Below are 24230 nucleotides of genomic sequence, written 5' to 3'. Positions count from 1 at the left end.
GTGGCTGGTGGCCCCGGACGTGCGGCACGACGCATCCCGGCGACCGCAACTCGTCGGGCCGTCTCACACTCGCCGGAAGAGTGCGGCGAGCGCCTGGCCCCCGCCGATGCACATCGTGACGATGCCCAGCTCGAGGTCGCGACGGGCCATGTCCTTCGCGACGCGCAGGGTCAGGTTGGCGCCCGTCGCCCCCACGGGGTGACCCAACGCGATCGCACCGCCGTAGGGATTCACTCGTTCGGGATCCAGACCAGCGTCGCGGATGCAGGCGACCGCTTGTGCGGCGAAGGCCTCGTTGAGCTCGATGATGCCGATGTCGGACGGCTGCGTGCCGGTCTGCTCGAACAACGTCTGCAGCGCGAGGACCGGTGCGTACCCCATCAGTTCCGGCTCCATCGCCGCGGTCGCGACCGCCTCCAGCGAGACCAGCGGCGTCAGCCCGCGGTCGAGGGCGACCGATGACCGCGCCAGCACCAGCGCCGCTGCACCATCGTTGATTCCCGAGGAGTTCCCGGCAGTGACGGTGCCGTCAGCCCTGAAGGCAGGTCGCAGCCCGGCCAGGGTCTCCACGGTCGTGCCCGGCTTGGGGTGTTCGTCGATCTCGGCGGTGAACGGGCGGCGGCCCCCGACCTCGACCGGAACGATCTCCTCGGCGAACGCGGCCTGCGCAGCCGGGGTCGCCGCGCGGCGTTGTGACTCGGCCGCGAACCGGTCCTGCTCCTCCCGGGTCACGCCGTACTTGGCGGCCACGTTTTCTGCAGTGACGCCCATGTGCACGCCACCGAACGGATCGGTCAGCATGGCCACCGTGCCGTCGACCAGCGACCGGTCCCCCAGCCGGTAGCCGTTGCGGGCTCCGTAGTCGTAGAACGGCATGCGCGTCATGGACTCGTCCCCGCCGGCGACGGCGATGTCGACACCGCCCCACCGCATCTGCATCGCGGCCGACCACACCGCCTGCAGTCCTGACCCGCACAGTCGATTCACGGTGTAGGCGGGCACGCCGTGCGGCATCCCAGCGGCTCGCGCGACCCTCCGGGCGTTGTAGGCGTCGGGGCCCACCTGCCCGATGCAGCCCATCACCACCTCGTCGACCGCGTCGGCGCCGACCGCGGAACGCCGCAGGGCCTCGCGGGTCGCAGCGGCTCCCAACTCGAAACCGGGGACCTCGTTGAACATGCCGCCGAAGCTCCCGATCGGCGTACGTGCCCCATCGACGACAACGATGGGCTCGGCAGCGGTTCGTTGCACGTCGGTTCTCCTCATGCGTTAGATTACTGAACTAAATTCGTTTCAGGAGGCTAGCATGGCACACACCTTCCACGGCGTCGACGCGTTCCGCTCGGCTGCCGGACAGGACCTCGGCGCGGGACCGTGGTTCGTGGTGGACCAGGGGCGGATCGACGCCTTCGCCGACGTGACCGAGGACTGGCAGTGGATCCACGTCGATCCGGAGCGTGCTGCGACCAGCGACCTCGGGGGCACGATCGCGCACGGATACCTGACGCTCTCACTCCTGCCACGCCTGAGTTCGGGCATCTTCGACTTCGACGCCGTGGGACGCGCGGTGAACTACGGCCTCGATCGCGTCCGATTCCCGGCCAGCGTCCACGCGGGAGAGCGCATACGCGCGCGGGCAGAGCTGGTCGCCGTCGACGACACGGGCGCCGGCGCTCTCGGACGGGTCCGCTACACGGTCGAGGTCGATGGGGGCACCAGGCCGGCCTGTGTCGCCGAAGCGCTCATGCTCGTGCTTCCCGAACCGACGTCACCCGGGGACCGACCCATTGACACCCCATACCGCGCCCCTTAAGTTGAACTCAATTCAATCGCGCCGGGGTGATCCGTCCCGCAGCCGTTCCACTGCCAAGGGGTGTCGATGACCACCTACGTCCTGATCCACGGCGCCAACTACGCCGGCGCCAGCTGGCGGTTCGTGTCACCCCACCTGGACGGGCCGGCCGTGGTGGTGGACCTGCCGGGGCGCGGTGCGCGTCCTCGGCGCCTCGCCGACGTGACCCTCGACGACTTCGTGTCGGCCGCTGCCGAGGACGTACTGGCCGCCGACGCCAGGGACGCGGTCCTGGTTGCCCACTCCGCAGGGGGCCTCACCGCTGCGCACCTGATCAACCGCCTCCCTGGTCGCTTCCGCTCCTGCGTGCTCGTGGCCTGCACCATCCCGCCGCACGGCGAGGCCATCGCCGACAACATCGATCCCGACATCAGGGAGGCGGTGCTGGCCGGGTCCGGGGACGGCACCTACGCGCTGGACGAAGCGACAGCACGTGTCGCCCTGTGCAACGACATGGAGGAGGAGACGGCGACCGTGGCGCTCGGGGAGATGCAGGCGGACACGACCGCGCTCCTGTCGGAGGCGAGCGACCTGAGCGGGCTCAAGGCAATGGACGCCGTCACCTACATCCGGACCACCCTCGACCAGACCCTGCCTCCCGAACAACAGGCAGCCGCCATCGACGCGATCGGCGGGTGCACCGTGGTCGACCTCGACGCGGGCCATCTCGCGATGTACTCCCGCCCGCGCGACCTCGCGGACCTGATCGTCGCATCCGGGCACTGACGACGCCTGGGCGTGTCCCCAGCCCCGTCCGAGGACCGGCGCCGTCTCGAGGCCGGATCAGTCCTCCCCCTCGGCGGCGAGGGTCTCCTGAGCGATCTTGAAGGCGGTGTTGGCGTCAGGCACGCCGCAGTAGATCGCGGACTGCAGGATCACCTCCTTGATCTCGTCCACGCTGAGGCCGTTGCGCCGCGCCGCACGCACGTGCATGGCGAGTTCGGCGTGGTGGCCGCGCGCGATCAGGGCGGTCAGGGTGGTCATCGATCGCGACCGACGGTCGAGCCCGGGGCGGGTCCAGATGCCGCCCCAGGCGTACTCGGTGATGAACCGCTGGAAGTCGACGATGAGGTCCGTGGTCGCGGCCGTCGCCCGGTCCACGTGGGCATCGCCCAGCACCTCGCGGCGTACCGCCATCCCCGCGTCGCGGACCTCCGCCACCGTCAGGCGGTCGCGATCCTGCGGCACCGGCGTGCCGCGGGCATGGGCACGGATCAGGTCCGCCACGTCGCCCGGCGCCTCGATCGGCGCGAGGTGTGCCACGTGGGGCAGGACCACGGTGCGTCCCGCGGCCACGCCGTCGGCGATCTCGCGCAGTGAGTCCGGCGGGGTCGGCTGGTCGTGCTCGCCGGCCACGGCGAGCACGGGCCGCGTGATCTGCCCGAGGCGGTCCCGCACGTCGAAGCTCGCGAGCGCGTCGCAGCAGGCGGCGTACCCCGCGTCGTCGACCTCGGCGAGCGCATGGAGCAGCGCGGACCCGTGGTCCGGGTCCCGGTCGAGGAAGCCCGGGGCGAACCAGCGTTCGGCCGAGGCCGCCACCAGCGACGCCGTGCCGGAGGCGCGTACGCCGGCAGCCCGGTCCGCCCACGACTCCGGCGTACCGATCCGCGCACCCGTGCACAGCAGCGTCGCTGTCCGCACCCGCTCGGGCGCGTCGAGGAGCAGCTGCAGGCCGACGGCCCCGCCGAGGGAGTCGCCGGCGTAGTCGAAGGCCACCTGCGGGCCGACGACCTCGTCGAGCGCCGTCAGCAGCAGGTCGGCCAGCCCCTCGACCGAGACCGCGTCGACGGTTCCCCGGTGGCGCCCGTGGCCGGGCAGGTCCCAGCCGAGGACGTGGAAGTCCTCCCCGAGCCGGGCGGCTGCCGGGCCCCACAGCGACTCGGCGGAGGTCCCCAGCGAGGGACCGAGGACCAGCAGCGGCAGCTCGGCGTTGCCGCCGAGGTGGACGAGGGGGAAGTTCACGGGCGCTCCCGGGTCGCGCTGTCGGTGGTGTCAGTGGCGCTTGGGTGCTCGGCGGCACGGCCGAGCGTCTCGGTGACGAGGTCGTCGAGCACGCCGAGGTAGGTCTCGGACGTCGGTCGCCCGGTCAGCTCGGCGACGGCACGCTGCTCGGCGTGCAGCGCCGGTGCCACCGCGGCCAGGTTGTGCGCCATCCGGTCGGTGTCGACCTCCAGGCCGCGCACGAGGTCCGTCGTCTGGGCGACCGCCACGACGGTCCGGCGCAGCAACAGCGACAGGGGGTGCCACTCGGCGTGCCAGCCGCCGTCGGCCCGCTCGTCGACCTGCTGGGCCGCGGCGAGGTGGAGCGTCGCCGCCTCCTGGGGGGTCGTGAGCGCCGCCCGCCGGACCAGGACCGCGAGGGTGGGGTTCGCCTTGTGCGGCATGGCCGAGGAGCCACCCGCGGAGCCGTCGCGCAGCTCGCCGACCTCGTGGCGCCCCAGGGCGAGCGCGTCGTTGGCGAGCCGACCTGCGGCGTCGGTCACCGTGACGGCCGCGTCGCCCAGCGTGGTGATCGGCGTCCGGCGGGTGTGCCACGGCGTCGACGGCGCCAGCTCGAGCCGCGCGGCGAACGTGGTCCGCAGGTCCCGCGCCGTGTCGGTCCCGGCGAGCTCGACGACGGCGGACAGGGTGCCGGCGGCGCCACCGAGCTGCACGGGCCACGCCAGCGACGCCAGCCGCTCGTCGGCATCGAGGACCGCCTGGAGCCACGTTGCTGCCTTGGCGCCGAAGGTGGTGGGCACCGCCGGCTGGGTGAGCGTCCGGGCCACCATCGGCGTGTGGCGGTGCTCGCGCACCAGCGCGGCGAGCAGGTCGACCTGGTCGGCCAGCTGGCGGCGTACGACGGTCACGGCGGCACGCGCACACAGCACGAGCGACGTGTCGAGCACGTCCTGGCTGGTCAGGCCGCGATGCAGCCAGGTCGCCGTCGGTTCGGGCGCCGCAGCGCGGAGTGCCTGCAGCAGGGGGATCACGGGATTGCCGCCGGCCTCGGCCGACACTGCGAGTTCCTCCACTGCGGGCAGTGGCAGCACCGACAGGTCCGCGGCGGCGTTGGCGGGCGCGACGCGGTGCGCGACCAGCTCGTCCAGCCACGCCTGCTCGACCCGCACCATGGTGGCGAGCAGGGCGTGGTCGCTCATCAGGGTCCCGGCCCGGTGGTCACCGGGCCACCACAAGGTGCTCACGCCGACGAGTGTCCCCGATGGTCGAGGAACACGGTCTCCCCCTCGCCCTGCAGCCGGATGTCGAACCGCAGGCCGTCCTCGTCGGGCACGCACACCAGGGTCCCTGCCCGCTCCTCGCCGACGGCGGACAGCAGGGCGTCCGGCGTGGCGCCGTCCAACGGCAGGTAGGCGCGCGTGAGCAGGCGGTGGAGCAGGCCGCGGGCGAAGACGGTCATGGCGAAGAACGGCAGTCCCCCGTCGACGCCGCCGGGCAGGAGTGTGGTGAAGGCGTAGCGGCCCGTCCGGTCGGTCGTGGACCGGCCGAACCCGGTGAAGGTGTGGCCGTCGCGGCGCAGCGAGCCCTGGCGCCGGGGGATGCGGCCGTCCGGGGCCGCCTGCCAGATCTCGACGAGCGCGTCGGGCATGCCCGCCCCGGCCCCGTCGGTCACCGTGCCGTGGAGCAGGACCGAGCCCGCCGTGCCGGGCGCCACCAGGTCACGGTCACCGTCGTAGGGCAGCGCGTAGTGGAAGAATGGGCCGACGGTCTGTCCGGGCGTCGGGGTCACGTCGGTCTCGACCGATCTCATGCCTCGTCCTCGTGGTCGGTGTCGTCGTCGGTCGGCGTGCGGTGGGTGCCGGTCAGCACGATGTCCCAGCGGTAGCCGGTCGCCCACTCGTGCTCGGTCAGGTCGTGGTCGTACGCCGCCACCAGCCGCGCGCGGGCCCGCGGGTCGACGATCGACTGGTAGATCGGGTCCAGCGCGAACAGCGGGTCGCCCGGGAAGTACATCTGCGTCACGAGCCGTTGGGTGAACCCGGTGCCGAACAGCGAGAAGTGGATGTGGGCCGGCCGCCAGGCGTTGTGGTGGTTGCGCCACGGATAGGGCCCCGGCTTGATGGTGGTGAAGCGGTACCAGCCCTCGGCGTCGGTCAGGCATCGGCCGACGCCGGTGAAGTGGGGGTCCAGCGGCGCGGGATGCTGGTCGCGCTGGTGCACGTAGCGTCCTCCGGCGTTGGCCTGCCAGACCTCGACGAGCTGGTGCCGCACCGGCCGACCCTCGCCGTCGAGGACCCGGCCGGTCACCACCATCCGCTCGCCGATCGGCTCGCCGCCGCGCTGGATCGTCAGGTCCGCCTCGAGCGGGTCGACGTCGCGCTCCCCGAAGCACGGGGCCCACAGCTCGACGCCCTCGGGGTCGACCTGGTGCAGCGACTTGGTCGGGTGGCGGAGCAGGCTGGAGCGGTACGGCGCGTAGTCCAGCCGCGGCTGGGTCTCCTCGACGCCCGCACGAGCGTGGTCCTCGGCGATCTGCTCGATCTCGGCCGACACCACGCCCTGGGTCGGCAACCCGGTCACGGGGTCGCGCTCGACGGAGGCAGGAGAGGTCGTCACACGGACGACCGTAGGGCCGGCGGCACCGACCGAGCATCCCTGCACTTCTGCTCAGTGGAAGTCATCCGGCCGTCTCGGGCAGACTGGCCGCATGGCCGGGAACACGCGTGAGGCAGGCGCCACCGTCTCCCGGCGCGTCCTGTCGCTGCTCGCCGCCTTCGACGAGGACCACCGCCGGCTGGGACTCACCGAGCTCGCCCGCCGCGCCGACCTGCCGCTCTCCACCGTCCACCGCCTGGTCGGTGAGCTGGTGGACTTCGGCGCCCTCGTGCGCACCCCCGTCGGTGACTACGTCCTCGGCCGCCGGATGTGGGACCTGGGCCTGCTCGCGCCGGTGCAGACGGGCCTGCGCGAGGCGGCGTCACCGCACCTGCACGACCTGTTCGCCGCCACCGGCGCGACCGTGCACCTGGCCGTGCGCGACGGGCTCGAGGTGCTCTACGTCGACCGGCTCCGCGGCAGCACCTCGGTGCCGATCGTGAGCACCATCGGGTCGCGGCTCCCCCTGCACACGACCGGTGTGGGCAAGGTGCTCCTCGCCCACGCCCCACCCGAGGTCCGCGACGCCGCACTCGGGTCGCTGACCGCGGTGACGGCGTACACCATCACCCAGCCGGGGCTGCTGCGCCGCCAACTGGCACGGGCCCGTCGCGAGGGGTGGGCCAGCACGGCCGAGGAGATGAGCCCGGGCGCCTGCTCGGTCGCCGTGCCGGTGCTCCAGCGGGACGGCGTCGTGGCGGCCCTCGGTGTCGTGGTGCCCGACCTGCGGCGCGACCGGCCGCGCCTGGTCGCCGGCCTCGATGTCGCCGCCCGGGGCATCGAGCGCGCCCTGCGGCACCTGCCCGCGGTGGCAGCTCCCGACTCCTGACGGACTGCAGGCGCCGGAAGGACCGTCAGCGGCGGTGGCGGGACTGGGCCGCGAGCCGCACTGGCGCGTTGTCGGCGCCGTAGCCGTCGTACTCCCCGATGCGCTGCACGACCTCGAGGAACAGTCGGCCGACGACGGGGGTGTAGAAGTGCCGGAAGCTGCCGTGCCGATCGCGGTCGTGGAGCAGGTCGTGCTCGCGGAGCAGCGCCAGCTCGTCCTCGGGGAGCCCGAACCGGGCGCGGAGGTCGTCGTAGTAGTTGGCCGGCACGTGCAGGAAGTCCATCCCCGCCTCCCGGGCCGCCTGCGCCACCGCGACGATGTCGTCACACGCCAGCGCGACGTGCTCGGGGTAGGTGCCACCGACCGCGGGGGCGACGTTCATCGGGAACCGGATGGCACCGTCGGCCGACCGCATCACCTGGCTGCGCACCAGGCCCTGCGGGCTCGCGACCTCCGTCGAGGGCGGCGCCTGCAGTCCGAGGAGGCTCGTCCAGAACAGCACCGCCTCGTCGTGCTCGGCCCAGGTGTGGACGAGGTTCACGTGGTCGACGTGGCTGTAGGTGGCGCGCTCGTCCGGTCGGCCGTGCTCGAACTCGTCGGTCCAGCGCGGCTCGCCGTCGGGGTGGCTGTCGTTGACGAACACCTCGAGGCCACTCGGTGCGGCGAACCCGGTGAGGCGCTGTTCGCCCGCCTGGGTGCGCCGCGGTACGGCGCTGACCCCCAGTGCGTCGGCGCGTGCGGCTGAGGCGACCGCGTCCTCGACCTGCAGGCCCACGCCGGCCAGGGTGGGCTCCCGGTCACGGGCGTGCTGCTCGTTGAGGACCACCCGGACCGACCCCGACGACCACAGCCGCACCGGCTTGGTCCGATGCTGGCCGCGGAAGGTGAGCCCGAGCTGGGACAACATGGTCTCGACCGCGCTGGTGTCCTCGGCCTTGACCTCGACGTAGTCCACTCCCGACGGCGACTGCACCCGGGGGATCGTGCCCAGGTCGGTGCCGGCCGACCGGCGTGCTGCCTGGTCCTCCAGCCAGGTCAGGGAGCGCCGCGCGTGGCGGGCCGTCCGTGCGGTGTCGGTCTGTCGGAAGATGTCGTTGAAGACCTCCAGCGAGAGCGGTCCGTCGTAGCCGGTGGCCACGACGTGACCGACGAACGCCGCCAGGTCGAAGTCGCCCTCGCCGGGGAAGAGGCGGTGGTGCCGGCTCCAGCTCAGGACGTCCATCGACAGCCTGGGTGCGTCGGCGAGCTGGACGAAGAAGACCTTCTCGCCGGGGATGGCCTCGATCGCGGACGGGTCGTGCCCGCGGGAGAGGATGTGGAAGCTGTCCAGGCAGGTGCCCACGGCCGGGTGGTCGCACAGCTCGACGATGCGCCACGCCCGGCGGTAGTCGTCGACGTAGCGACCCCACGCGAGCGCCTCGAAGGCGACGCGGACGCCGTACGCCGCGGCGAGGTCGCCCAGCCGGCGCAGCTGTGCGGCGGAGACCTCGTCGGAGTCGACGGTGGCCGTGGCGACGTTGCTGCAGACCAGGACGGTGTCGATGCCCAGTCGGTTCATCACCCGGAACCGCTCCTCGGCCCGCCGGAGGTTGTCGGCCAGGAGCTCCTCGGTCACTCCCTCGAAGTCCCGGAACGGCTGGTAGAGGTCCAGGGTGAGCCCGAGCCGATCCGCACGGGCCCGGATCTCCTCCGGGCTCAGGGCGCCGACCACGAGGTCGGGCTCGAAGACCTCGATCCCGTCGAAACCCGCGGCGGCCGCCGCGTCCATCTTCTCCTCGAGGCTGCCCGACAGGCAGACGGTGGCGATCGAGTGACGCATCATTCCTCCAGTGGGCCGTGGTCGCGGGCGAGGTCGTGCAGCGCGCGGATCGCGAGCTCGTACCCGGTCGCACCGAGCCCGACCACGACGCCCCGGGCGACCGGGGAGAGGTGGGAGTGGTGACGGAACTCCTCGCGGGCGTGCACGTTGGTCAGGTGGACCTCGACGACGGGGACCGACGCCCCGACGATCGCGTCGCGCAGCGCGACCGAGGTGTGGGTGTAGGCGCCCGCGTTGAGCACCGCGCCGACGCTGCGTCCGGACGCGACGTCGGCGCCGCACTCGTGGAGCCAAGTGACCAGCTCGCCCTCGTGGTTGGACTGTCGGAAGTCCACCTCCGAGCCGAGCGATGCGGCCAGGGAGCGGCAGCGTGCCGCCACCTCCTCGAGGCCCTCCCGGCCGTAGAGCCCCGGCTCGCGTTGGCCGAGCAGGTTGAGGTTCGGTCCGTTGAGGACGTGGACGATCACGGGCCGGTCCCGACGAGCTCGGTGAAGTGGGCGTGGACCCGGTGGGCGTCGGGGTCCAGGCCGGTGATGAGCCGCAGGCTCTCCAACGCCTGTCCGACCGCCATCGCGCCGCCGTCGAGCACGGCGAGGCCACGGCCGCGGGCACGCTGCACCAGCTCCGTCTCCAGCGGCCGGTAGACGACCTCGGCGACCCAGGCGGCGGACGGGAGCCGGTCGACGTCGAGCGCGACGCCGGGGTGCTCGCGCATCCCGGTCGGCGTCACGTGCACCACGCCCGCGGCGCGACCGACCCATGCCGCCAGGTCACCCCCCGAGCTGCGCAGGCCGGGGCGCCCCTCCCCCAGGCGTGCCACCAGGTCACCGGCCGCCGGCTCGGAGCGGTCGTGGACCACGACGTCGTCGAAGCCGAGGTCGAGCAGCGCACAGACCGTCGCCAGGCCGGCGCCGCCGGCCCCGACCTGCAGGACGGGGCCGTCATGGCACCCCTGCACGAAGTCCTCCAGCGCGTCCCGGAAGCCGGCGTAGTCGGTGTTGTGGGCGACGCGTCGCTCCCCCAGCAGCACCAGGTTCGTCGCGCCGATGCGGCGTACGGCGTCGCTGACGTCGTGCACGTGCTCGAGCACGGCGCGCTTGAACGGGTGCGTGACGTTGACGGCGACGAACCCCTCGCGTTCGAGCCGGTCGAGCTCGGCACCGAGGTCGGCGTCCTCCCGGTCGAGCAGGTCGATCGTCTCGTAGCGATAGTCCAGCCCCAACGCGCCCGCCTCGCGCTCGTGCATGGCCGGCGTGAGGGACGGACCGATGCCGTGCCCCAGCAAGCCGACGCGGTACGCCGTCCCGAGAGTGTTCACACCGCCACCTCCACGGGAGCCGGCGCCAGCAGGCGGGCAGCGTTGTGGACCATCATCTGGTCGACGTCCTCGCGACGGGCACCACGCTCCAGCAGTGCGGGCAGGACCCGGCGGCTGAGGTGGTCGTGGGTCCACTCCGGGGTGTGATCGCGCCGCCACGACGGCGGCGTCACGCGGCTGAAGTACGCCGCGTCGTGGGAGAGGACCATCTGATCGGCGTGTCCCCGGGCGAGCAGCTCCACCACCATGTCGAGACGGGTCTCGTCGCTGCCGGTGTGGGCCATGCCGAACCGGTCCATCCCGAGCGTCACCCCGGTGTCGAGCAGGGCGAGGAGGTAGTCGAGGTCCTCCGCGTCGCCGCTGTGCCCGATCACGACGTGGTCGGGCGCGACACCGCGTTCGACCAGGTACGCCGCCTGGTCCAGCCCGTTGCGACGGTGCGGGTTGCTGTGGGTGGTGACGGGGACACCGGTCTCGCGGTGGACGGTGGCGGCCGCCTGCATCACCCGCTCGACGTCCGGGGTGAAGCCGGGGGTGTCGGTGACGACCTTGAGCATGCCGGCCCGCACCCCGCTGTCGCCGATGCCCTCGGTGACGTCGCGTCGGAACATCTCCACCAACGGGTCCGGCCCGCCGACGAGCCGGTCCGGCCCGTGCGTGCGGAAGTACGGCGGCAGCACCTCGTCGGCGTACCAGCCGGTCGAGGCGACCAGGTTGACCCGGACCCGTGACGCGACCCGGGCGACCAGGTCGACGTCGCGCCCCAGCCCGGGCACCGTGAGGTCGACCACGGTGCGGACCCCGAGGTCCCAGAGGTCCTCGAGCCCGGCGACGGCGCGTTCGACGGCGGCGTCGGCGTCCCACTCGGGGTGGGGGTAGTCGCGATCGAGCTCGGGGCTGAGGACGAACAGGTGCTCGTGGGTCAGGGTCCAGCCCAGGTCCTCCGGAGCGACCGGTCCCCGGTAGGTGGGGACCGGTCCGCCTCGCTCATGGGGGCGGCTCACTCCTGCGAGTCCTTGATCGACTCGTAGACGGCGAGCGAGTCACCCTCGAGGTTGTCGCGGAACCAGGCGTCGGTCTGCTCCTCGAAGGCGTCGGTGTCGACGTCGTCGACGATCTCGACCGAGCCCTCGGACTCCCAGCCGTCGACGATCTCGGCCTCGGCCTCCTCGACGCACTCGGGCATCTGCGAGACCGCGTCGGCGACCGCGTCGTCCACCGCGGTCTGCTGCTCACCGCTGAGGTCGTCGTACGCCGAGCTGGCCACGATCAGGTTGGAGTTCTGCTGGTGGCTGGACATCGAGACGTAGTCCTGCACCTCGACCAGGTTGGTCGCCTCGATGTTGACGATGGGGTTCTCCTGGCCGTCGACGACGCCCTGCTGGAGGGCGAGGTAGAGCTCCTCGTAGGCGACCTCGGTGGCCTTCGCGCCGAGCGCCTGGGCGTTGAGGAGGAACTGGGGCGAGCCGGGGAAGCGCATCCGCAGTCCCGAGAGGTCGTCCGGGGTCTGGATGGGCTCGTTGGCGGTGAACTGGCGTGCACCCGCGGACCAGGCGCCGAGGATGGAGACGCCGGCGGCGGACTTGAAGTCCTCCTTGAGGTCGTCGGCGGCGCCGTTGCTGAAGTAGTTGTCCAGGGCGGCGGCGTCCTCGAAGGCGTAGGCGGCGTCGACGACCCCGACCGGCTCGTGGACGGCGGCGAGGGCGCTCGCGCCCTGGATGTCGATGTCGATGTCGCCGGACTGGACCGAGGCGATGCGGTCGGCGTCGCCGCCGAGCTGGCTGTTGGCGAAGATCTCGACGGTGAGGCCGACGCCGGCGTCCTCGACGCCCTGCTTGATGACCTCGGCGCCGCAGGTGTGCTGCGGCTGGTCCTCGGTGTAGCTGTGAGCCAGGGTCAACGTGCTGCCGTCCTCGGAGCCACTGCCACCGCCACCGCAGGCGGCGAGGGCGAACGGGAGGGCAACGACCGCGGAGGCGGCCAGCGAGCGGTGGATCTTCATGGTGGTTCCTTCCTGCGCACCCGGGGGTGCGTTCCTGGATGGTGTGGGTGCGGGTTGTTGTCGGGTGGGGTCAGAGGCCGAGCTGTGTGGGCAGCCAGGTCACGAAGCCGGGGAAGACGATGATCGCGGCGCAGACGGCGACCAGCGGGACGATGAAGGGCAGGGATCCCTTGAACACCTCGCCGACGGGGACCTCCATCGTCGAGCTGAGGACGTAGAGCACCGTGCCGACCGGAGGTGTGAGCAGCCCGATCATCAGCGAGAGGATCATCAGGACGCCCAGGACGATCGGGTCGACGTCGAGCCGGAGGCCGATGGGCATCAGGATCGGGACGACCAGCACCAGTACGGCGGTCGGGTCGATCACCGTGCCGAGGACGAGCATCAGGGCAGCGACCAGCAGCAGGAAGACCGTGCCGTTGTCGGTGAGCCCGAGGACCAGCTCGGAGAGCTCCTGGGGGACCCGCTCGCGGGCGAGGACGTAGCCCAGCAGGGAGGCGGAGGAGACGATGAGCATGATCGCCGCGGTGGTCATGACGGTCTCGGAGAAGATCCGCGGCAGGTCCCGCAGGTGGAGCGTGCGGTAGCAGAAGCCGAGCACCAGCATGTAGAAGGCGCCGACCGCGGCTGCCTCGGTCGGGGTGAAGACGCCACCGAGGATGCCGCCGAGGATGATCACCGGCGCCAGTGCCGGGCCGAGGACGCGCTTGCCGGTCTGGCCCAGCCGGGACCAGGAGAAGCCGGTGTGCACGATGTCGGGCTGGCGGCGGACCATCCAGAAGACGACGACGCACAGGCCGGCGCCCATCAGCAGGGCCGGGATGACCGAGGCGGCGAAGAGGGCGCCGGTGGAGACCGCGGCGATGCCGGCGTAGATGACGGCCGGGATGCTGGGTGGCATGACGGGGGCGATCAGCGCGGACGCGCCGACGACACCGAGCCCGAAGCGCCGGGAGTAGCCGTTGCGCAGCATCGTCGGGATCTCGACCTTGCTCAGGGCGGCGGCGTCGGCGACGGCCGAGCCGCTCATCCAGGAGAAGCCGAGGCTGACACCGACGCTGACGTAGCCCAGGCCGCCGCGGACGCGGCCGAAGAGTGCGAGGGCGAAGTCGAAGAGGCGGTCGGCGATGCCGGCGTGGTTGGCCATCACGCCCAGCAGGACGAACAGCGGCACGGCGAGCAGCGGGAAGCTGGCGGTCGCGTTGGTGATCAGGCGCATCGCCAGCCCGAGCGACTGGTCGGTGAGGACGAGGTAGGAGAGGCCGGGCCCGAGGAAGGCGAAGGCCACCGGGACGCGGAGGAGGAGCAGCAGGCCGATGGCGGCGAGCAGGAGTGCGACGGTCATGCGGAGGCCCCCCGGTCGTACGGACCGTTGACCTGGATGGCCAGGTCGGCGGACTGGTCGGCCGCGGCGACGCCGCGCATCGCCACCTGGACGGCGGCGACGGCGGCGCGGATCGCCGTACTGACGAACCCGAGGAGCGGCAGCAGGTAGACGTACTGCATCGGCATCCCGAGCGAGGGCGTGGTCAGCGTGCCGGACTCCTGGATCAGCGACCAGCAGGCGAGGGCGAACCCGACGCCGGTCGCGGCGACCACCAGGAGGGCGAAGACGTGGACGACGCGGACGACCAGCTCGGAGCGGAGCTCGTCGACCAGCTGGAGCGCGATGTGGCCGTCGCGGGTGACCAGTACGCCGGCGGCGGTGAAGGTGACCCAGACCAGGCCGTACCGCGCCAGCTCGCCGGTCCAGGTCCAGCCGTCGACGGGCAGGTAGCGCTGCCCGGCCTGGAGCAGGACCAGGACGAAGATCAGGGCGGCGGCGAGGCCGGCCAACCCGATCTCGACGGCGGTGACCACGCGGAGGACGCGGCGCGCGGTGCTGGGCGGCGGCGTCGGCGCGGACCCTGGGGGTGGCTCGTGGGTACCCACGGTGAGCTCCTCTCGGACTGACTGATCGGTGTGCCGTGTGCGAACGGTCACACTCCACGGACGTTAGAAACCTTGCCGCAACAACTGCAATCGGTTGCCAAAGTTGCCATCGGTGTGGCTTGATGGGGCCCGTGGAGCAGCCGACCATCTACGACGTCGCCCTCGAGGCGGGCGTGGCACCGTCCACGGTGTCCCGTGCGTTCGGCCGCCCCGAACGTGTCGGCCGGGGGACCCGCGAGACGGTCGTGGCGGCCGCGGAACGCCTCGGCTACGTGCCGAACCCCCACGCGCGAGCGCTGCAGACGGGACGCCACAAGACCATCGCGATGGTCATCTCCGACATCGCCAACCCCCACTTCTTCGAGCTGATCCGGGGCGCCGAGCAACGCGCGAAGGCGTCGGAGAACACCTTGGTGATCGTGAACGCCGAGGAGTCGCCGACCATCGAACGCGACCAGATCCACGGGCTCACCCGATCGGTGGACGGGTTCATCCTGGCGGCCAGTCGCCTGCCCGACCAGGACCTGCGCAACCTCGCGGCCAAGCATCGCGTGGTGCTCGTCGACCGCGAGCTGGACCCGCTGTGGAGTGTGGCGATGGACACCGGGGACGGGTGCCGGCAGATCCTGGAGCACCTGGCGTCGATGGGGCACGAGGAGTTCACCTACTGCGCCGGGCCGCCGGGATCGTGGATGGGGGCCGCACGGTGGGCGGCGCTGAGCGCCGGCGCCGAGGCGCACGGCCTGCAGGCACGGCGCATCGGCCCGTACACGCCGACGGTGGCCAACGGCGGCGCGGCCGCCGACAACGCCCTGCGGTCGCGGCCGACCGCGCTCATCGCGCACAACGACCTGCTGGCGATCGGCATGATGCGCCGCCTCACCGAGCGCGGCGTACGGGTGCCGGAGGAGGTGAGCGTCGTCGGGTTCGACGACATCTTCGCCGCCGAGCTCACCACGCCGACACTGACGACGTTGGGCGGCCCCGACGCCCACGCCGGCCGGGTGGCGGTGGAGATGCTGCTGGACCTGCTCAAGAGCGGCGCCGGCCGCGCCGAGGGAGACCCCCGGCACGTCCGCCTCCCCACCAGCCTGGTGCTGCGGGGCTCCTCCGGACTGGCAACCCCGGCAACCGCCTCCCGGTGATCGTCCGGCCGCACTAGCGTCACGGGATCGTGGTCGCTGCCATCGGTCCCGTGCTGCTCGGGCTGCTCGTCGGCCACGTCCTGCGGCGCACCGGCGTCGGCGAGGGCGACCACGGCCGGTTCCTGCTGGCGCTCAACTTCTACGTCTGCCTGCCGGCACTGGTGCTCCCCGCCGTGGCACACGCCGAGGTCGGGCCACGGCTGGCGGTGTTCCCGGCGTCCGCGGTCGTCATGGTGGCGGTCGGGTACGTCGTGGGTCGCTGGCTGGGACCGAAGGCCGCGAGCGACCCGGCGGACCGGGCCGTGGTGACGACGGCGTTCATGGTGGTCAACTGCGCCTTCGCCATCCCGTTCGTCGGCGCCGTCCATGGGCCTGAGGGCGTCGTACGCGTGGCGGCCTTCGACCTGGCACACGGCTTCCTGGTGGCGACGGTCGTGCTCGCGGTCGCAGCGCGAGCGGCTCCGGGGACCGGCACGGCGACGGGTGGTGCAGGTCGTCGCGCCGCTCGCAGCGTCCTGCGCACGCCGATCCTCTACGCCATGCTCGGCGGACTCACCCTCAACGTCGCCGGTGTGCGGTTGCCGGCCGCCGTGACCGAGAGCATCGCGCCGTTCTCCTCGGCCAGCCTCGCGATGGTCGCCCTGGGCTGCGGACTCGTGGCCGAGCGCGTGGACCGCTGGGCCCCCCTCGGCCTCCTGGTCACCGCACGTCTCGCGATGGGGCTCGCGACGGCCGCGACGCTCTCGGTGGCCCTCGGCCTCGACGCGCTCGACCGCGGCGTCCTGCTGATGCTCGGCGCCACGCCGTTGGGGTTCGTCGTGGTCACCTTCGCCTCGGCCCACCGACTCGGCACCCGGCTCGGCGCTGGCCTCCTGCTGACCAGCCTCGTCCTCAGCCTCGGGGTGTACGCCGTCGTCGGCGTGGCCGCCGCCTGATCGAATGGCGTGGCCCCACGCACCGCAGGAACCCGAGCCGCTCCGTCGCGGAGGATCCGCGTGGTCAACGGAGACTGGCCCACCACTTCCGATCTCGCCACGATTGGCGCCGCCGCAACCCGCGGCATCGGGATTGTCCGAGGCTGCGGAAGGGAATAGGCACCTCCGGGAGCGAGTGTGCTGCCCCGCAGCCAACGGACCGCGACGGGCGTTGGATGTGTTCGACACGTCGGTGACACGACGAGCTTGCCGAGGTGGTGCAGTGAGCGCCGTCTGCACGGCACGCATGCCGCGGCCGAGTACGGTGCGGTGTCGTGAGCACGAGTACGCCGTCGGGGCGCGAGGCCCTACTGGATCGCGTGATCGCTGTCTTGGTCGAGAACGGCGTGGGCGATGCCAGTCTTCGTGCCGTTGCGGCCGCAGCCGGGACGAGTCACCGAATGTTGATCTATCACTTCGGATCACGCGAGGGATTGCTCACGGCCGTCGCTGAACAACTGTGGCGGGACCAACAACAGCAACTGGAAGAGCTTGCCGACGCGACGTCGAACGACCCGCGCACGGGCGCGTGGAAGTACTGGACCCGCGTCGCAGATCAGTCCGCTCTCGCACCCCTCGTCTTCGAGTTGTCCGCGCAAGCCATGCACGAAGCCCCCTGGAAGCACTCATTGACCGAGAGTCACCGGCACATGGTGGAGGAGTTGGCGGCGCGACTCGAGTCAGTTGGCCACGCGCGGACAGTGTCGCTGACGACCTCGCGCATGTGCGGCGCTCTCATGCTGGGCGCGCTGTGGGAGCTACGACTGACCGGAGACAGGGAGGCAGCTGACGCCACCGTGCGGGCGTTCATCGAGTCCACATGGCCATCACCATGACAGCGCCTGAACCGCCGACCACTCCTCACGCCCAAGGGCCGTGGCACCCTCCGTCGGTGGTCGGGCACTCCCCGCCGAAGGCCTAGGAGATCCTTTCGGTTGGCACCTGAACCTCCATCGGCCGCGTGCCGCCCCGGATGTTGAGCATCAGGGAGTAGATCGATGTTGTAGCGGTGACGAACAGCCGATTTCCTCTCGGCCCACCGAAGGTGAGATTGGAGCAGATCTCCGGCAGCAGCAACTTCCCCACGATCTGGCCGGTCTCGGGCTCAACGCAGTGCAGGCCGTCGTGGGCAGCGAGCCAGAGCCTGCCGCGGTCATCCAAGCGCACCCCGTCGTAGCTGCCCGCGTCACACTCCACCAGGACGCCGAGATCCTCCAAGGCACCGCGCCGATCGACCGCGAATCGCCGCACATGTCGCCGGCGAGTGTCCACGACGAAGAGTTGCTGCTCATCCGCGGAGAAGGCCAAGCCGTTCGGGCGCTCGAAGTCACCCAGCACCCGACGCATCTCCCCGCGCGGCGGGACGCGGTAGAGGTGACACCCACCAATCTCCGCGTCCGCTCGGTGACCTTCGTAATCGCTGTCGATGCCGTAACTGGGGTCGGTGAACCACAGTGACCCGTCAGCCGTCTCCACGATGTCGTTGGGACTGTTGAACTGCCTACCTTCCCATCGATCAGCCACCACGCGTACGGAGCCGTCGTGCTCAGTCCGCGTGACACGTCGTTCGCCTTGCTCGCACGTGACGACACGACCAAGGCGATCAATCGTTCGACCATTGGCGAAGCCCGCAGGCGATTGGAACACCGTCGTCTCACCGGACAGCTCGTCCCACCGCAGAACGCGATCGTTCGGAATGTCACTGAACAACAAGCATCGCCAAGACGGCGAGTACGCCGGCCCCTCGAGCCAGCGCCCTGCGGCGAAGAGTCGCTCCACGGTCAGGTCGCCATGGGTATCGAACGAGGGGTCCCGGACCTCCCATGTCACGGCCGTCCGCTCGGGCGCGATCACGACACATCGCCTGTCGAGAGCTCGACATGGGCGGCCGACAACTCCGCCGCTTCAGTCCAACTGCCGTGGATTGCAATCGCCACCCAACTCCTCACCCCTGACTGGCGAATGTCGCGGAGCAGTCGAGACCCAGAGGCATCGCATTCCGCACCCACTGCACGGGCATTGGCGATCGACATGGCGAGATTCATGTACCACATGGTACACCCGTGTTGCCTACCCCGGGCCCCACGACCCAACTGCGCTCACCCCTCGACGCGCATCAACGACGTACGGATGCGCCCGGCGACCTCCTCGCCCAACGAGTCCACGAGCTCTGCGATCACGACCGCACGCAGGCTCTCCCGCCAAGCGAGGTGGGCTTGGCGCATCTTCTCGGCCAGGAGACACTGCTCCGAGCACTCCTCCGGGGGCGCCGCACCGCGCCCCTGCTGCCGGATCTCCTTGCAGACGTAGGGATCAGCCGCCCCGTCGATCGCTTCGACCACGTCCAACAGCGTGAGTCTCGACGCGGGTTGCGCCAACCGGAAGCCACCACGAGGCCCGGTCGAGGCGAACAGGATTCCTGCACGGACCAAGAGGGCGAGCTGCTTGGAGAGGTAGGGCGCAGGCAGCCCGAAGTGATCAGCCAACTGCCGTGCGCTGACCGACTCCCCCGGCACTTGGGCCAACGCAGTGACGCTGTGCAGGGCCCACTCGGTCGTCTCCGGCAACTTCATGTTGCCATCCTACCTTCCGTGGATATTATGGACGTTAGATATCCCTAATACGAGGAGGAGCCATGAGAGTTGCTGTCGCTGGGGCCACTGGTCGGATCGGCCGCTTGGTCTGGCGCGCGTTGGAGCGCCGTCAACACGAGGTACGCCCGATCAGTCGAGCGCACGGTGTTGACGTCTGGTCAGGTGAGGGCCTCCTTGGCGCTCTTGCCGGCGTCGACGTGGTCGTCGACGTGACCAATACGACCGTCACCGACGAAGCGGCAGCCGTTGACTTCTTCGACACCGCCACCCAGCAGTTGCTCGCCGCCGAACGCTCAGCCGGTGTCTCCCACCACGTCGTCCTGTCGATCGCCGGCGTATCGCGTGTGCGCGGAAACGCTCACTACGCTGGCAAGCGCGCGCAGGAGGCGGCTGTCACGGCCGGCGACATCCCCTACACCATCGTTCCCGCGACGCAGTTCCACGATTTCGCCGAGATGGTCGCGTCGTGGACCGAAGAGAACGGTGTTGCCCTGGTCCCACCCCTGTTGGTCCAGCCGGTCGCCCCTTCCGATGTGGCCGACGTTCTCGCGCACGTGGCCACCAACAACCCACGAGGACATCACGTCGACGTGGCTGGTCCCGAGGTCGAAGATCTCGTGGACATGGCTCGACGGACGTTGGCCGCACGCGGTCGCAACGTCGAACTCGTGCCGAGTTGGCACACCGGCATCTTCGGCGTCGAGATGGCTGGCGACGTCCTCTTGCCCTCCGATGGCGCGCATCTCGCGCCGACGTCCTTCGATGCCTGGCTCGCCACCGTTGATGGACGTGCCAGCGATTCTGCGCGCGAGGCCCTCGGGACGAGCGCGACGGTTTCTTGATCGCACCAGCGCTGCGCCCCGGCCCGGACGAAGAGCCGGGGCGTCGCGTCCTGGTCAGCTCGTGTGGACCTGAGTGTTCTGGCCGGCGGCGATGCGCCAGGTTCCGTCACTCTTCGCGAGGACGTAGACCGGCCGGCCCTCGGGCACGCCGTCCACCGGCGTTCCCGTCAACGTCACTGGCTGTTGCCGGACGTTGACGACTACGACGTCGGCACCGAGGAAAAGCACGTGCTCGACCCGGTAGGTTGCCGTGGATTCACGCATCGCTCCGGGCAGTACGCGGCGAGTGAAGGCGTCGATCTCGTCCCACCCGATCATGCGGTGGCCGTGAGCGGTGGTCCACACCGCGTCCTGTTGGAACAGCGCCGTGAATGCGGAGGCATCCTCGGATTGTTGCGCGCTCTGGAGGGCCCGGACGAGGGCGACGATCTGGGTCAGGTCCTCGCGTCGCGCTGCGGCCGCGGCCGGCTGCACCTGCACAGCGGGGACTTGGTGTGCGTACGAACCCTCGCGGAGGTCCGCCACCGCTCCTGGACCGGCGGGCGTCCAGCCCATGTTGTGGGCCGCGTCGGCGGTGATCACTTGGGTGAGCGCCATGGCCTCGGCGAGTTGCTCGCCGATGGAGGCGGCCGCCTCCTGCTCAGCCCACGGCTCTGCCGTGCCCGAGCCACCAGCAGCGACATCAGCGGCAGCCGCAATGTCCACCACTGCGACGGCGGGCTCCGCGACGCCGTGGAGCACGCTCCCGTGTTCTCCCTTCTCCACGGCCAAGACGACCAGGTCGGCGAGGTCGTCGAGGTGCACCATCGGCCAACGGACGTCGGTCTCGCCGACGAAGACACCATGGCCGCGTGCCCGCGCCCAGCCGACCATCATCGCGGGGATGCCGCCGCCGGCTCCATGCACGATGCCGGGTCGGACCACAAGACCGCGGACCGCCGAAGTGTGAAGGACTCTGTCCTCCACCTCGGGACGCCTGCACACGATCTCGATGGGGCTCGGTGCTGCATTCTCGTCCAACGCTTCGTCGGACTGGCCCAGCACCCAGATCCCGCTCAGATAGACCAACGCCCCGGCGCGGCCCTCCAGTGCGGTGCAGAGTGCGTCGATGGCGTCGAGGTCCACGTTCCAGTCTCCGGTGGGTGCGCCGGCATGGACGACTGCATCGATATCGTCCGTGACGGCTGCTCGGATGCTCGACGGTTCGGCGAGGTCCCCCATGCGATGCTCGAACGGCGCGCCCGGCGGGCCGGACGCGGAGCGTGCGAACACGACCGGCACGTGACCGGCGGCACGGAGCTTGTGGACGATGGCTGAGCCGAGGTAGCCGGTTCCGCCGATGATCAGTACTTTCATCGCGTCTCTCCCTTGTGCGTGTTGGTGAAGCCGAGATCTGGTACTTCGAGCTGATCGCAATGCACTTCGGCTCATCTCTGCCCGACGGCGACCACGCGCTGCGATGGGCCGGGAGCCTCGAGTTCGTCGACCAGAGCGATGGCAAAGTCCTCCATCGATATGCTCGACGCACCATCTGAGTCGACGACGAGGTCCCCGTCGGCCGTGGCGTAGGTGCCTCGCCTCGGTCCGGGCTTGAAGCGAGCCGGTGGGGCGAAGTAGACCCACTCGCCACCTACTTCGCGCAGCGCCGAGAGCTGGCGGATGCTCGCCGACGCCGCGGGCAATGCCGCGGATGGCACGTAGCGCGGGTCATCGATGGCGAGTGTCGTCGTTCCCGGCACTTGCAATGGCCCCGCACCGCCGACGACCACCAAGCGGCGCCCACTCCTGCGTGCCGCCGTCGCGACCCGTTGGGTGACCGCGACGATGCCCTCCGGTCGCGTGGTCTGGCTTCTCACCGACAGGACGACCGCGTCGTGCGCTCTCGTGACGCACAGGAGTCGAGTGCTGATGCTGGCATCGAGGGCGAGTGCGGTCATTCCTGTCAGGTCCATGGTTGTGTCAGCGCCACGACGCGAGGCGACACCGACCTGATGACCGCGATCGCGGGCCTCTCTGGCGATTCTGGATCCGGCGGCGCCGGTTCCGCCGAGCACGAGGATCTTCATGGCGCGTTCCGCGCATCGCCGGTGCGCAGCGATGGTCTGGGTTCGGTGACCCGCGCGAACCTCGCGGGTGTTCGTTGGGCTGCACTGACCGCCACCATCGCCAGGATGAAGCCGGTCCCCTGAAGCAGTCCGAACGACTCCTCGAGCACCATCCACCCGAGCGTGGCCGCAACGAGTGGTGAGATGACGGGCAGGAACGAGACCGCTCCGGCTTCCAAGCGGCCAACACCGTGGAACCACACCACGTAGGCGGCCAAGCCGCCGACCAGCGACAGCCATGCGTAGCCCGCCATTGCCTGGCCATTCAAGACCGGGGGTGAACCTTCGACGACGAACGCAACCGGCACAATGATCAACCCACCCGCTGAGAGCAACCAGCCGGTGTAGGCAACCGGACCCACCGGACGCCCCCAGCGCTTCGAGAGCACCGTACCCAGTGACATGGACGCCGTCGCCGCTACGCCCGCAGCGACGCCGAGCGGGCTCAGTGCTGCTCCAGGCCCCATCACCACCATCGCTACACCGGCAACTCCGACTACGCCCCACGCGATCCGCCAGGGATCGATGCGCTCAGCCAAGAGGGTCAGTGCCATCGCCGCCACCAAGAGCGGTCCTGTGGCACCGAGAGTCGCCGCCACGCCTCCGGGGAGAAGGTAGGCAGCGAGAAACAGCAGTGGGAAAAAGGCGCCGATGTTGAGGGCACCCAGGGCGAGCGCCTTCCACCACCAGGCTCCGCGCGGGAGGGTCAGCCCAACAGCCACCGCAATGAGTCCGGCAGGGAGCGCACGAAGGGCTCCCGACCAGAGCGGGTGACCCTCGGGAAGCCACGTGGTGGTGACAAGATAGGTCGTCCCCCAGACGGCGGGCGCCAGAGCCGTCATCGCAGAGACCGGCACCCCACTGCGACCCGGCGTGGTGTTCACCGGTCGAGCCGATACAGCAGAGGACGCGGCGACACCCGGTTGCGGGCGAACGTGTCCAGCACGTAGGAGCGGAAGCTTCGCTTCAGCATCAGCGACGGAACGACGTCCAGCGGGTGGTCCCACCGACAGTGATTGACGAGCGTGTGTTCCCCCATCTCAGGTGAGAGGGGAGCGAGGACGGTGGAATTGTCCAACCCCGTCTCTCGCTGGAACCACCCGGCTGTGTACTGCCATGCGTCAAGGGTGGTCTCGACACCATCTCCAGCGAAGTAGTTGAAGAGGAAGACGCCCTGACGATCGTGGTCCACCGGCCCGATGCGCCGCACGTCGGTCGCCGCGAAAGCATGCGCCGTCGGCTCCTCCGCCACGACGCTGACCACCGCGCGGTGCCGCAGCATCCGTTGGGCGGCCTCGGCCGTCGTGGTCTCAACGAGAAGAACCACGTCAGGCAGCAACGCCGGCACGACCTGTCCCACGTACGGCGTACCCGAGCCCGGCGGGCGCAGGAACCCGCGGAAGACATCAGCCCGCCGGACCAACGGCTGGGCTCGGAGGCCAGCGGCCACCACATGCAGCTTGGACAGCAGCGCACGGCGGCGCCGAGACGGAAGGGCTGGCGGAAGCCGCCAGGTCCCACTCGTGAGTCCCAAGTGCAGGTAGCCGTACCCAACAGGCTCAACGAGGTCAACGGTGCGCCACCAATGCCCCGGTCCAGACTCCGATGAGGGTCGCGGGTTCCTCACCGCGTCGTCAGTCACACCATCAATGTACCAGTTGGTACACTCGACGTGAACTCCCCCGGCGACCCAGAACCGACTGCTGTCGCCATCGCCCACCGCAGCTCGCGGCGACCATCGAACCCCTCGAGAAGGACGGCCATGTCAGAACTAACGATCGAAGACGCCCACCATGCGCTCGAAGCCCAGCCATTCAGTGTGCTGCTCGGAACCAGGATCACCCGTTTCGACCACCTCGGGACGACCCTGGAACTCGACATCAGGCCGGACCTCCTCCAGCAGAACGGCTACGTCCACGGAGGCGTGCAGTGCTACCTCGCCGACAACGCACTGACCTTCGCCGGGGGGTACGCGCTCGGGCCGATGGTCCTGACCTCGGGCGTGAACCTGACCTACCTTCGCCCCGCGACAGGAGAGACACTCATCGCCCACGCGACAGTACTGGACAAGACCTCCAGCACAGCGGCGGCCCAAGTGGAGATCCTGGTCCTGCACGAAGACAGTGAGTACCGGAGCGCATTGGGCACGGGCACGATCTCCGCGATCCGCCCGCAGGACCCGCCAACCGTGCCACTCGCACAATCGTGCGGTTGCTGATCGC

General features: G+C 70.5%; 27 protein-coding genes. 8 read left to right on the top strand and 19 right to left on the bottom strand.

The window, feature by feature from the left end; translation table 11 throughout:
* Positions 1-63 precede the first annotated feature (63 nt).
* Positions 64-1251, bottom strand: coding sequence for a thiolase family protein (locus KUV85_RS14710; protein ID WP_237690150.1), 1188 nt, complete (start codon positions 1249-1251; stop codon positions 64-66).
* Positions 1252-1306: 55 nt separating this feature from the next.
* On the opposite strand from KUV85_RS14710, the gene KUV85_RS14705 reads away from it, so the two are divergent.
* Positions 1307-1813: a MaoC family dehydratase gene (locus KUV85_RS14705; protein WP_219960639.1), complete on the top strand. Its 507-nt coding sequence runs from the start codon at positions 1307-1309 to the stop codon at positions 1811-1813.
* A gap of 66 nt (positions 1814-1879) precedes the next feature.
* Positions 1880-2578 carry an alpha/beta fold hydrolase gene (locus KUV85_RS14700; RefSeq protein WP_219960638.1) on the top strand — a complete coding sequence of 233 codons (699 nt, stop codon included), beginning with the start codon at positions 1880-1882 and terminating at the stop codon, positions 2576-2578.
* Between the two features lie 57 nt (positions 2579-2635).
* Here the strand turns inward: KUV85_RS14700 and pcaC are convergent, their stop codons facing one another.
* From pcaC to pcaH, 4 genes are read right to left on the bottom strand one after another with little or no spacing between them, the layout of a single operon-like run.
* Positions 2636-3814, bottom strand: coding sequence for a 4-carboxymuconolactone decarboxylase (pcaC, locus tag KUV85_RS14695; protein WP_219960637.1), 1179 nt, complete (start codon positions 3812-3814; stop codon positions 2636-2638).
* Positions 3811-5037, bottom strand: coding sequence for a lyase family protein (locus KUV85_RS14690; protein ID WP_219960636.1), 1227 nt, complete (start codon positions 5035-5037; stop codon positions 3811-3813). Before KUV85_RS14690 ends, pcaC begins: the two co-directional genes overlap by 4 nt.
* Complete coding sequence (gene pcaG, locus KUV85_RS14685; protein WP_219960635.1) at positions 5034-5603, bottom strand: protocatechuate 3,4-dioxygenase subunit alpha; 570 nt, start codon at positions 5601-5603, stop codon at positions 5034-5036. The genes KUV85_RS14690 and pcaG overlap by 4 nt, the downstream gene beginning before the upstream one ends.
* The gene (gene pcaH / locus KUV85_RS14680) at positions 5600-6409 is read right to left on the bottom strand and encodes a protocatechuate 3,4-dioxygenase subunit beta (protein ID WP_237690149.1); all 810 of its coding nucleotides are present in this window, start codon (positions 6407-6409) and stop codon (positions 5600-5602) included. The genes pcaG and pcaH overlap by 4 nt, the downstream gene beginning before the upstream one ends.
* Before the next feature lie 91 nt (positions 6410-6500).
* On the opposite strand from pcaH, the gene KUV85_RS14675 reads away from it, so the two are divergent.
* Entirely contained in the window at positions 6501-7277 is a 777-nt protein-coding gene (locus tag KUV85_RS14675; RefSeq protein ID WP_219960634.1) for an IclR family transcriptional regulator, read from the top strand.
* Positions 7278-7302: 25 nt separating this feature from the next.
* On the opposite strand, the gene KUV85_RS14670 is transcribed toward KUV85_RS14675, so the two are convergent.
* The 7 genes from KUV85_RS14670 to KUV85_RS14640 form a co-directional block, all read right to left on the bottom strand.
* A complete protein-coding gene (locus KUV85_RS14670) occupies positions 7303-9096 on the bottom strand; it encodes a sugar phosphate isomerase/epimerase and 4-hydroxyphenylpyruvate domain-containing protein (RefSeq protein ID WP_219960633.1) in 1794 nt (597 codons plus the stop codon).
* Complete coding sequence (gene aroQ / locus KUV85_RS14665; protein ID WP_219960632.1) at positions 9096-9563, bottom strand: type II 3-dehydroquinate dehydratase; 468 nt, start codon at positions 9561-9563, stop codon at positions 9096-9098. Before aroQ ends, KUV85_RS14670 begins: the two co-directional genes overlap by 1 nt.
* Positions 9560-10414: a shikimate dehydrogenase gene (locus KUV85_RS14660; RefSeq protein WP_219960631.1), complete on the bottom strand. Its 855-nt coding sequence runs from the start codon at positions 10412-10414 to the stop codon at positions 9560-9562. The genes aroQ and KUV85_RS14660 overlap by 4 nt, the downstream gene beginning before the upstream one ends.
* Positions 10411-11418, bottom strand: a complete 1008-nt coding sequence (locus KUV85_RS14655; protein WP_219960630.1) for a phosphotriesterase family protein — start codon at positions 11416-11418, stop codon at positions 10411-10413. The genes KUV85_RS14660 and KUV85_RS14655 overlap by 4 nt, the downstream gene beginning before the upstream one ends.
* Positions 11415-12416 (bottom strand): DctP family TRAP transporter solute-binding subunit, encoded by a 1002-nt coding sequence (locus KUV85_RS14650; protein ID WP_219960629.1) that lies wholly within the window; start codon positions 12414-12416, stop codon positions 11415-11417. Before KUV85_RS14650 ends, KUV85_RS14655 begins: the two co-directional genes overlap by 4 nt.
* Positions 12417-12486: 70 nt before the next feature.
* Positions 12487-13761: a TRAP transporter large permease gene (locus tag KUV85_RS14645; RefSeq protein ID WP_219960628.1), complete on the bottom strand. Its 1275-nt coding sequence runs from the start codon at positions 13759-13761 to the stop codon at positions 12487-12489.
* On the bottom strand, positions 13758-14348 hold the full coding sequence (locus tag KUV85_RS14640) for a TRAP transporter small permease (protein WP_219960627.1): 591 nt from the start codon (positions 14346-14348) through the stop codon (positions 13758-13760). Before KUV85_RS14640 ends, KUV85_RS14645 begins: the two co-directional genes overlap by 4 nt.
* 131 nt (positions 14349-14479) lie before the next feature.
* Here KUV85_RS14640 and KUV85_RS14635 point away from each other — a divergent pair, with 131 nt between their 5' ends.
* The 3 genes from KUV85_RS14635 to KUV85_RS17645 all read left to right on the top strand — a co-directional run bounded on the left by KUV85_RS14635 (position 14480) and on the right by KUV85_RS17645 (position 17303).
* Positions 14480-15493, top strand: coding sequence for a LacI family DNA-binding transcriptional regulator (locus KUV85_RS14635; protein ID WP_219960626.1), 1014 nt, complete (start codon positions 14480-14482; stop codon positions 15491-15493).
* 29 nt (positions 15494-15522) lie between these two features.
* Entirely contained in the window at positions 15523-16428 is a 906-nt protein-coding gene (locus KUV85_RS14630; RefSeq protein WP_219960625.1) for an AEC family transporter, read from the top strand.
* A gap of 314 nt (positions 16429-16742) precedes the next feature.
* On the top strand, positions 16743-17303 hold the full coding sequence (locus tag KUV85_RS17645) for a TetR/AcrR family transcriptional regulator (RefSeq protein ID WP_273543991.1): 561 nt from the start codon (positions 16743-16745) through the stop codon (positions 17301-17303).
* Positions 17304-17385: 82 nt separating this feature from the next.
* Here KUV85_RS17645 and KUV85_RS14620 read toward each other — a convergent pair whose 3' ends face one another.
* The 3 genes from KUV85_RS14620 to KUV85_RS14610 are packed head-to-tail and all read right to left on the bottom strand — an operon-like array spanning position 17386 to position 19040.
* Positions 17386-18321, bottom strand: coding sequence for an SMP-30/gluconolactonase/LRE family protein (locus tag KUV85_RS14620; protein WP_219960624.1), 936 nt, complete (start codon positions 18319-18321; stop codon positions 17386-17388).
* Complete coding sequence (locus KUV85_RS14615; RefSeq protein ID WP_219960623.1) at positions 18318-18512, bottom strand: hypothetical protein; 195 nt, start codon at positions 18510-18512, stop codon at positions 18318-18320. The genes KUV85_RS14620 and KUV85_RS14615 overlap by 4 nt, the downstream gene beginning before the upstream one ends.
* 54 nt (positions 18513-18566) lie before the next feature.
* Positions 18567-19040: an RrF2 family transcriptional regulator gene (locus tag KUV85_RS14610; RefSeq protein WP_219960622.1), complete on the bottom strand. Its 474-nt coding sequence runs from the start codon at positions 19038-19040 to the stop codon at positions 18567-18569.
* Positions 19041-19102: 62 nt separating this feature from the next.
* Here KUV85_RS14610 and KUV85_RS14605 point away from each other — a divergent pair, with 62 nt between their 5' ends.
* The gene (locus tag KUV85_RS14605; RefSeq protein ID WP_219960621.1) at positions 19103-19903 is read left to right on the top strand and encodes an SDR family oxidoreductase; all 801 of its coding nucleotides are present in this window, start codon (positions 19103-19105) and stop codon (positions 19901-19903) included.
* Positions 19904-19957: 54 nt separating this feature from the next.
* Here KUV85_RS14605 and KUV85_RS14600 read toward each other — a convergent pair whose 3' ends face one another.
* The 4 genes from KUV85_RS14600 to KUV85_RS14585 all read right to left on the bottom strand — a co-directional run bounded on the left by KUV85_RS14600 (position 19958) and on the right by KUV85_RS14585 (position 23458).
* Complete coding sequence (locus KUV85_RS14600; RefSeq protein WP_219960620.1) at positions 19958-21259, bottom strand: SgcJ/EcaC family oxidoreductase; 1302 nt, start codon at positions 21257-21259, stop codon at positions 19958-19960.
* A gap of 71 nt (positions 21260-21330) precedes the next feature.
* Positions 21331-21969: an NAD(P)-dependent oxidoreductase gene (locus KUV85_RS14595; RefSeq protein ID WP_219960619.1), complete on the bottom strand. Its 639-nt coding sequence runs from the start codon at positions 21967-21969 to the stop codon at positions 21331-21333.
* Positions 21966-22850, bottom strand: coding sequence for an EamA family transporter (locus KUV85_RS14590; RefSeq protein WP_237690301.1), 885 nt, complete (start codon positions 22848-22850; stop codon positions 21966-21968). The genes KUV85_RS14595 and KUV85_RS14590 overlap by 4 nt, the downstream gene beginning before the upstream one ends.
* 38 nt (positions 22851-22888) lie before the next feature.
* On the bottom strand, positions 22889-23458 hold the full coding sequence (locus KUV85_RS14585; protein WP_219960617.1) for a hypothetical protein: 570 nt from the start codon (positions 23456-23458) through the stop codon (positions 22889-22891).
* A 312-nt stretch (positions 23459-23770) separates the two neighbouring features.
* Here KUV85_RS14585 and KUV85_RS14580 point away from each other — a divergent pair, with 312 nt between their 5' ends.
* Complete coding sequence (locus KUV85_RS14580; RefSeq protein ID WP_219960616.1) at positions 23771-24226, top strand: PaaI family thioesterase; 456 nt, start codon at positions 23771-23773, stop codon at positions 24224-24226.
* Positions 24227-24230 lie beyond the last annotated feature (4 nt).

It is taken from the genome of Nocardioides panacisoli, assembly GCF_019448235.1.
In the GTDB taxonomy this organism is placed as follows: Bacteria; Actinomycetota; Actinomycetes; order Propionibacteriales; family Nocardioidaceae; genus Nocardioides; species Nocardioides panacisoli_A.
This window is presented reverse-complemented; position numbering and strand designations above follow the sequence as displayed.

What these genes read in the sequence shown, in the direction of transcription:
- KUV85_RS14700 (WP_219960638.1), top strand. Translation starts at nt 1,880, where the DNA reads ATGACCACCTACGTCCTGATCCACGGCGCCAACTACGCCGGCGCCAGC.
- KUV85_RS14600 (WP_219960620.1), bottom strand. Translation starts at nt 21,259, where the DNA reads ATGAAAGTACTGATCATCGGCGGAACCGGCTACCTCGGCTCAGCCATC.
- KUV85_RS14610 (WP_219960622.1), bottom strand. Translation starts at nt 19,040, where the DNA reads ATGAAGTTGCCGGAGACGACCGAGTGGGCCCTGCACAGCGTCACTGCG.
- KUV85_RS14615 (WP_219960623.1), bottom strand. Translation starts at nt 18,512, where the DNA reads ATGAATCTCGCCATGTCGATCGCCAATGCCCGTGCAGTGGGTGCGGAA.
- KUV85_RS14670 (WP_219960633.1), bottom strand. Translation starts at nt 9,096, where the DNA reads ATGCGTCACTCGATCGCCACCGTCTGCCTGTCGGGCAGCCTCGAGGAG.
- KUV85_RS14580 (WP_219960616.1), top strand. Translation starts at nt 23,771, where the DNA reads ATGTCAGAACTAACGATCGAAGACGCCCACCATGCGCTCGAAGCCCAG.
- KUV85_RS14605 (WP_219960621.1), top strand. Translation starts at nt 19,103, where the DNA reads ATGAGAGTTGCTGTCGCTGGGGCCACTGGTCGGATCGGCCGCTTGGTC.
- KUV85_RS14705 (WP_219960639.1), top strand. Translation starts at nt 1,307, where the DNA reads ATGGCACACACCTTCCACGGCGTCGACGCGTTCCGCTCGGCTGCCGGA.
- KUV85_RS14590 (WP_237690301.1), bottom strand. Translation starts at nt 22,850, where the DNA reads ATGACGGCTCTGGCGCCCGCCGTCTGGGGGACGACCTATCTTGTCACC.
- pcaG (WP_219960635.1), bottom strand. Translation starts at nt 5,603, where the DNA reads ATGAGATCGGTCGAGACCGACGTGACCCCGACGCCCGGACAGACCGTC.
- KUV85_RS14645 (WP_219960628.1), bottom strand. Translation starts at nt 13,761, where the DNA reads ATGACCGTCGCACTCCTGCTCGCCGCCATCGGCCTGCTGCTCCTCCTC.
- KUV85_RS14675 (WP_219960634.1), top strand. Translation starts at nt 6,501, where the DNA reads ATGGCCGGGAACACGCGTGAGGCAGGCGCCACCGTCTCCCGGCGCGTC.
- KUV85_RS14595 (WP_219960619.1), bottom strand. Translation starts at nt 21,969, where the DNA reads ATGAAGATCCTCGTGCTCGGCGGAACCGGCGCCGCCGGATCCAGAATC.
- KUV85_RS14650 (WP_219960629.1), bottom strand. Translation starts at nt 12,416, where the DNA reads ATGAAGATCCACCGCTCGCTGGCCGCCTCCGCGGTCGTTGCCCTCCCG.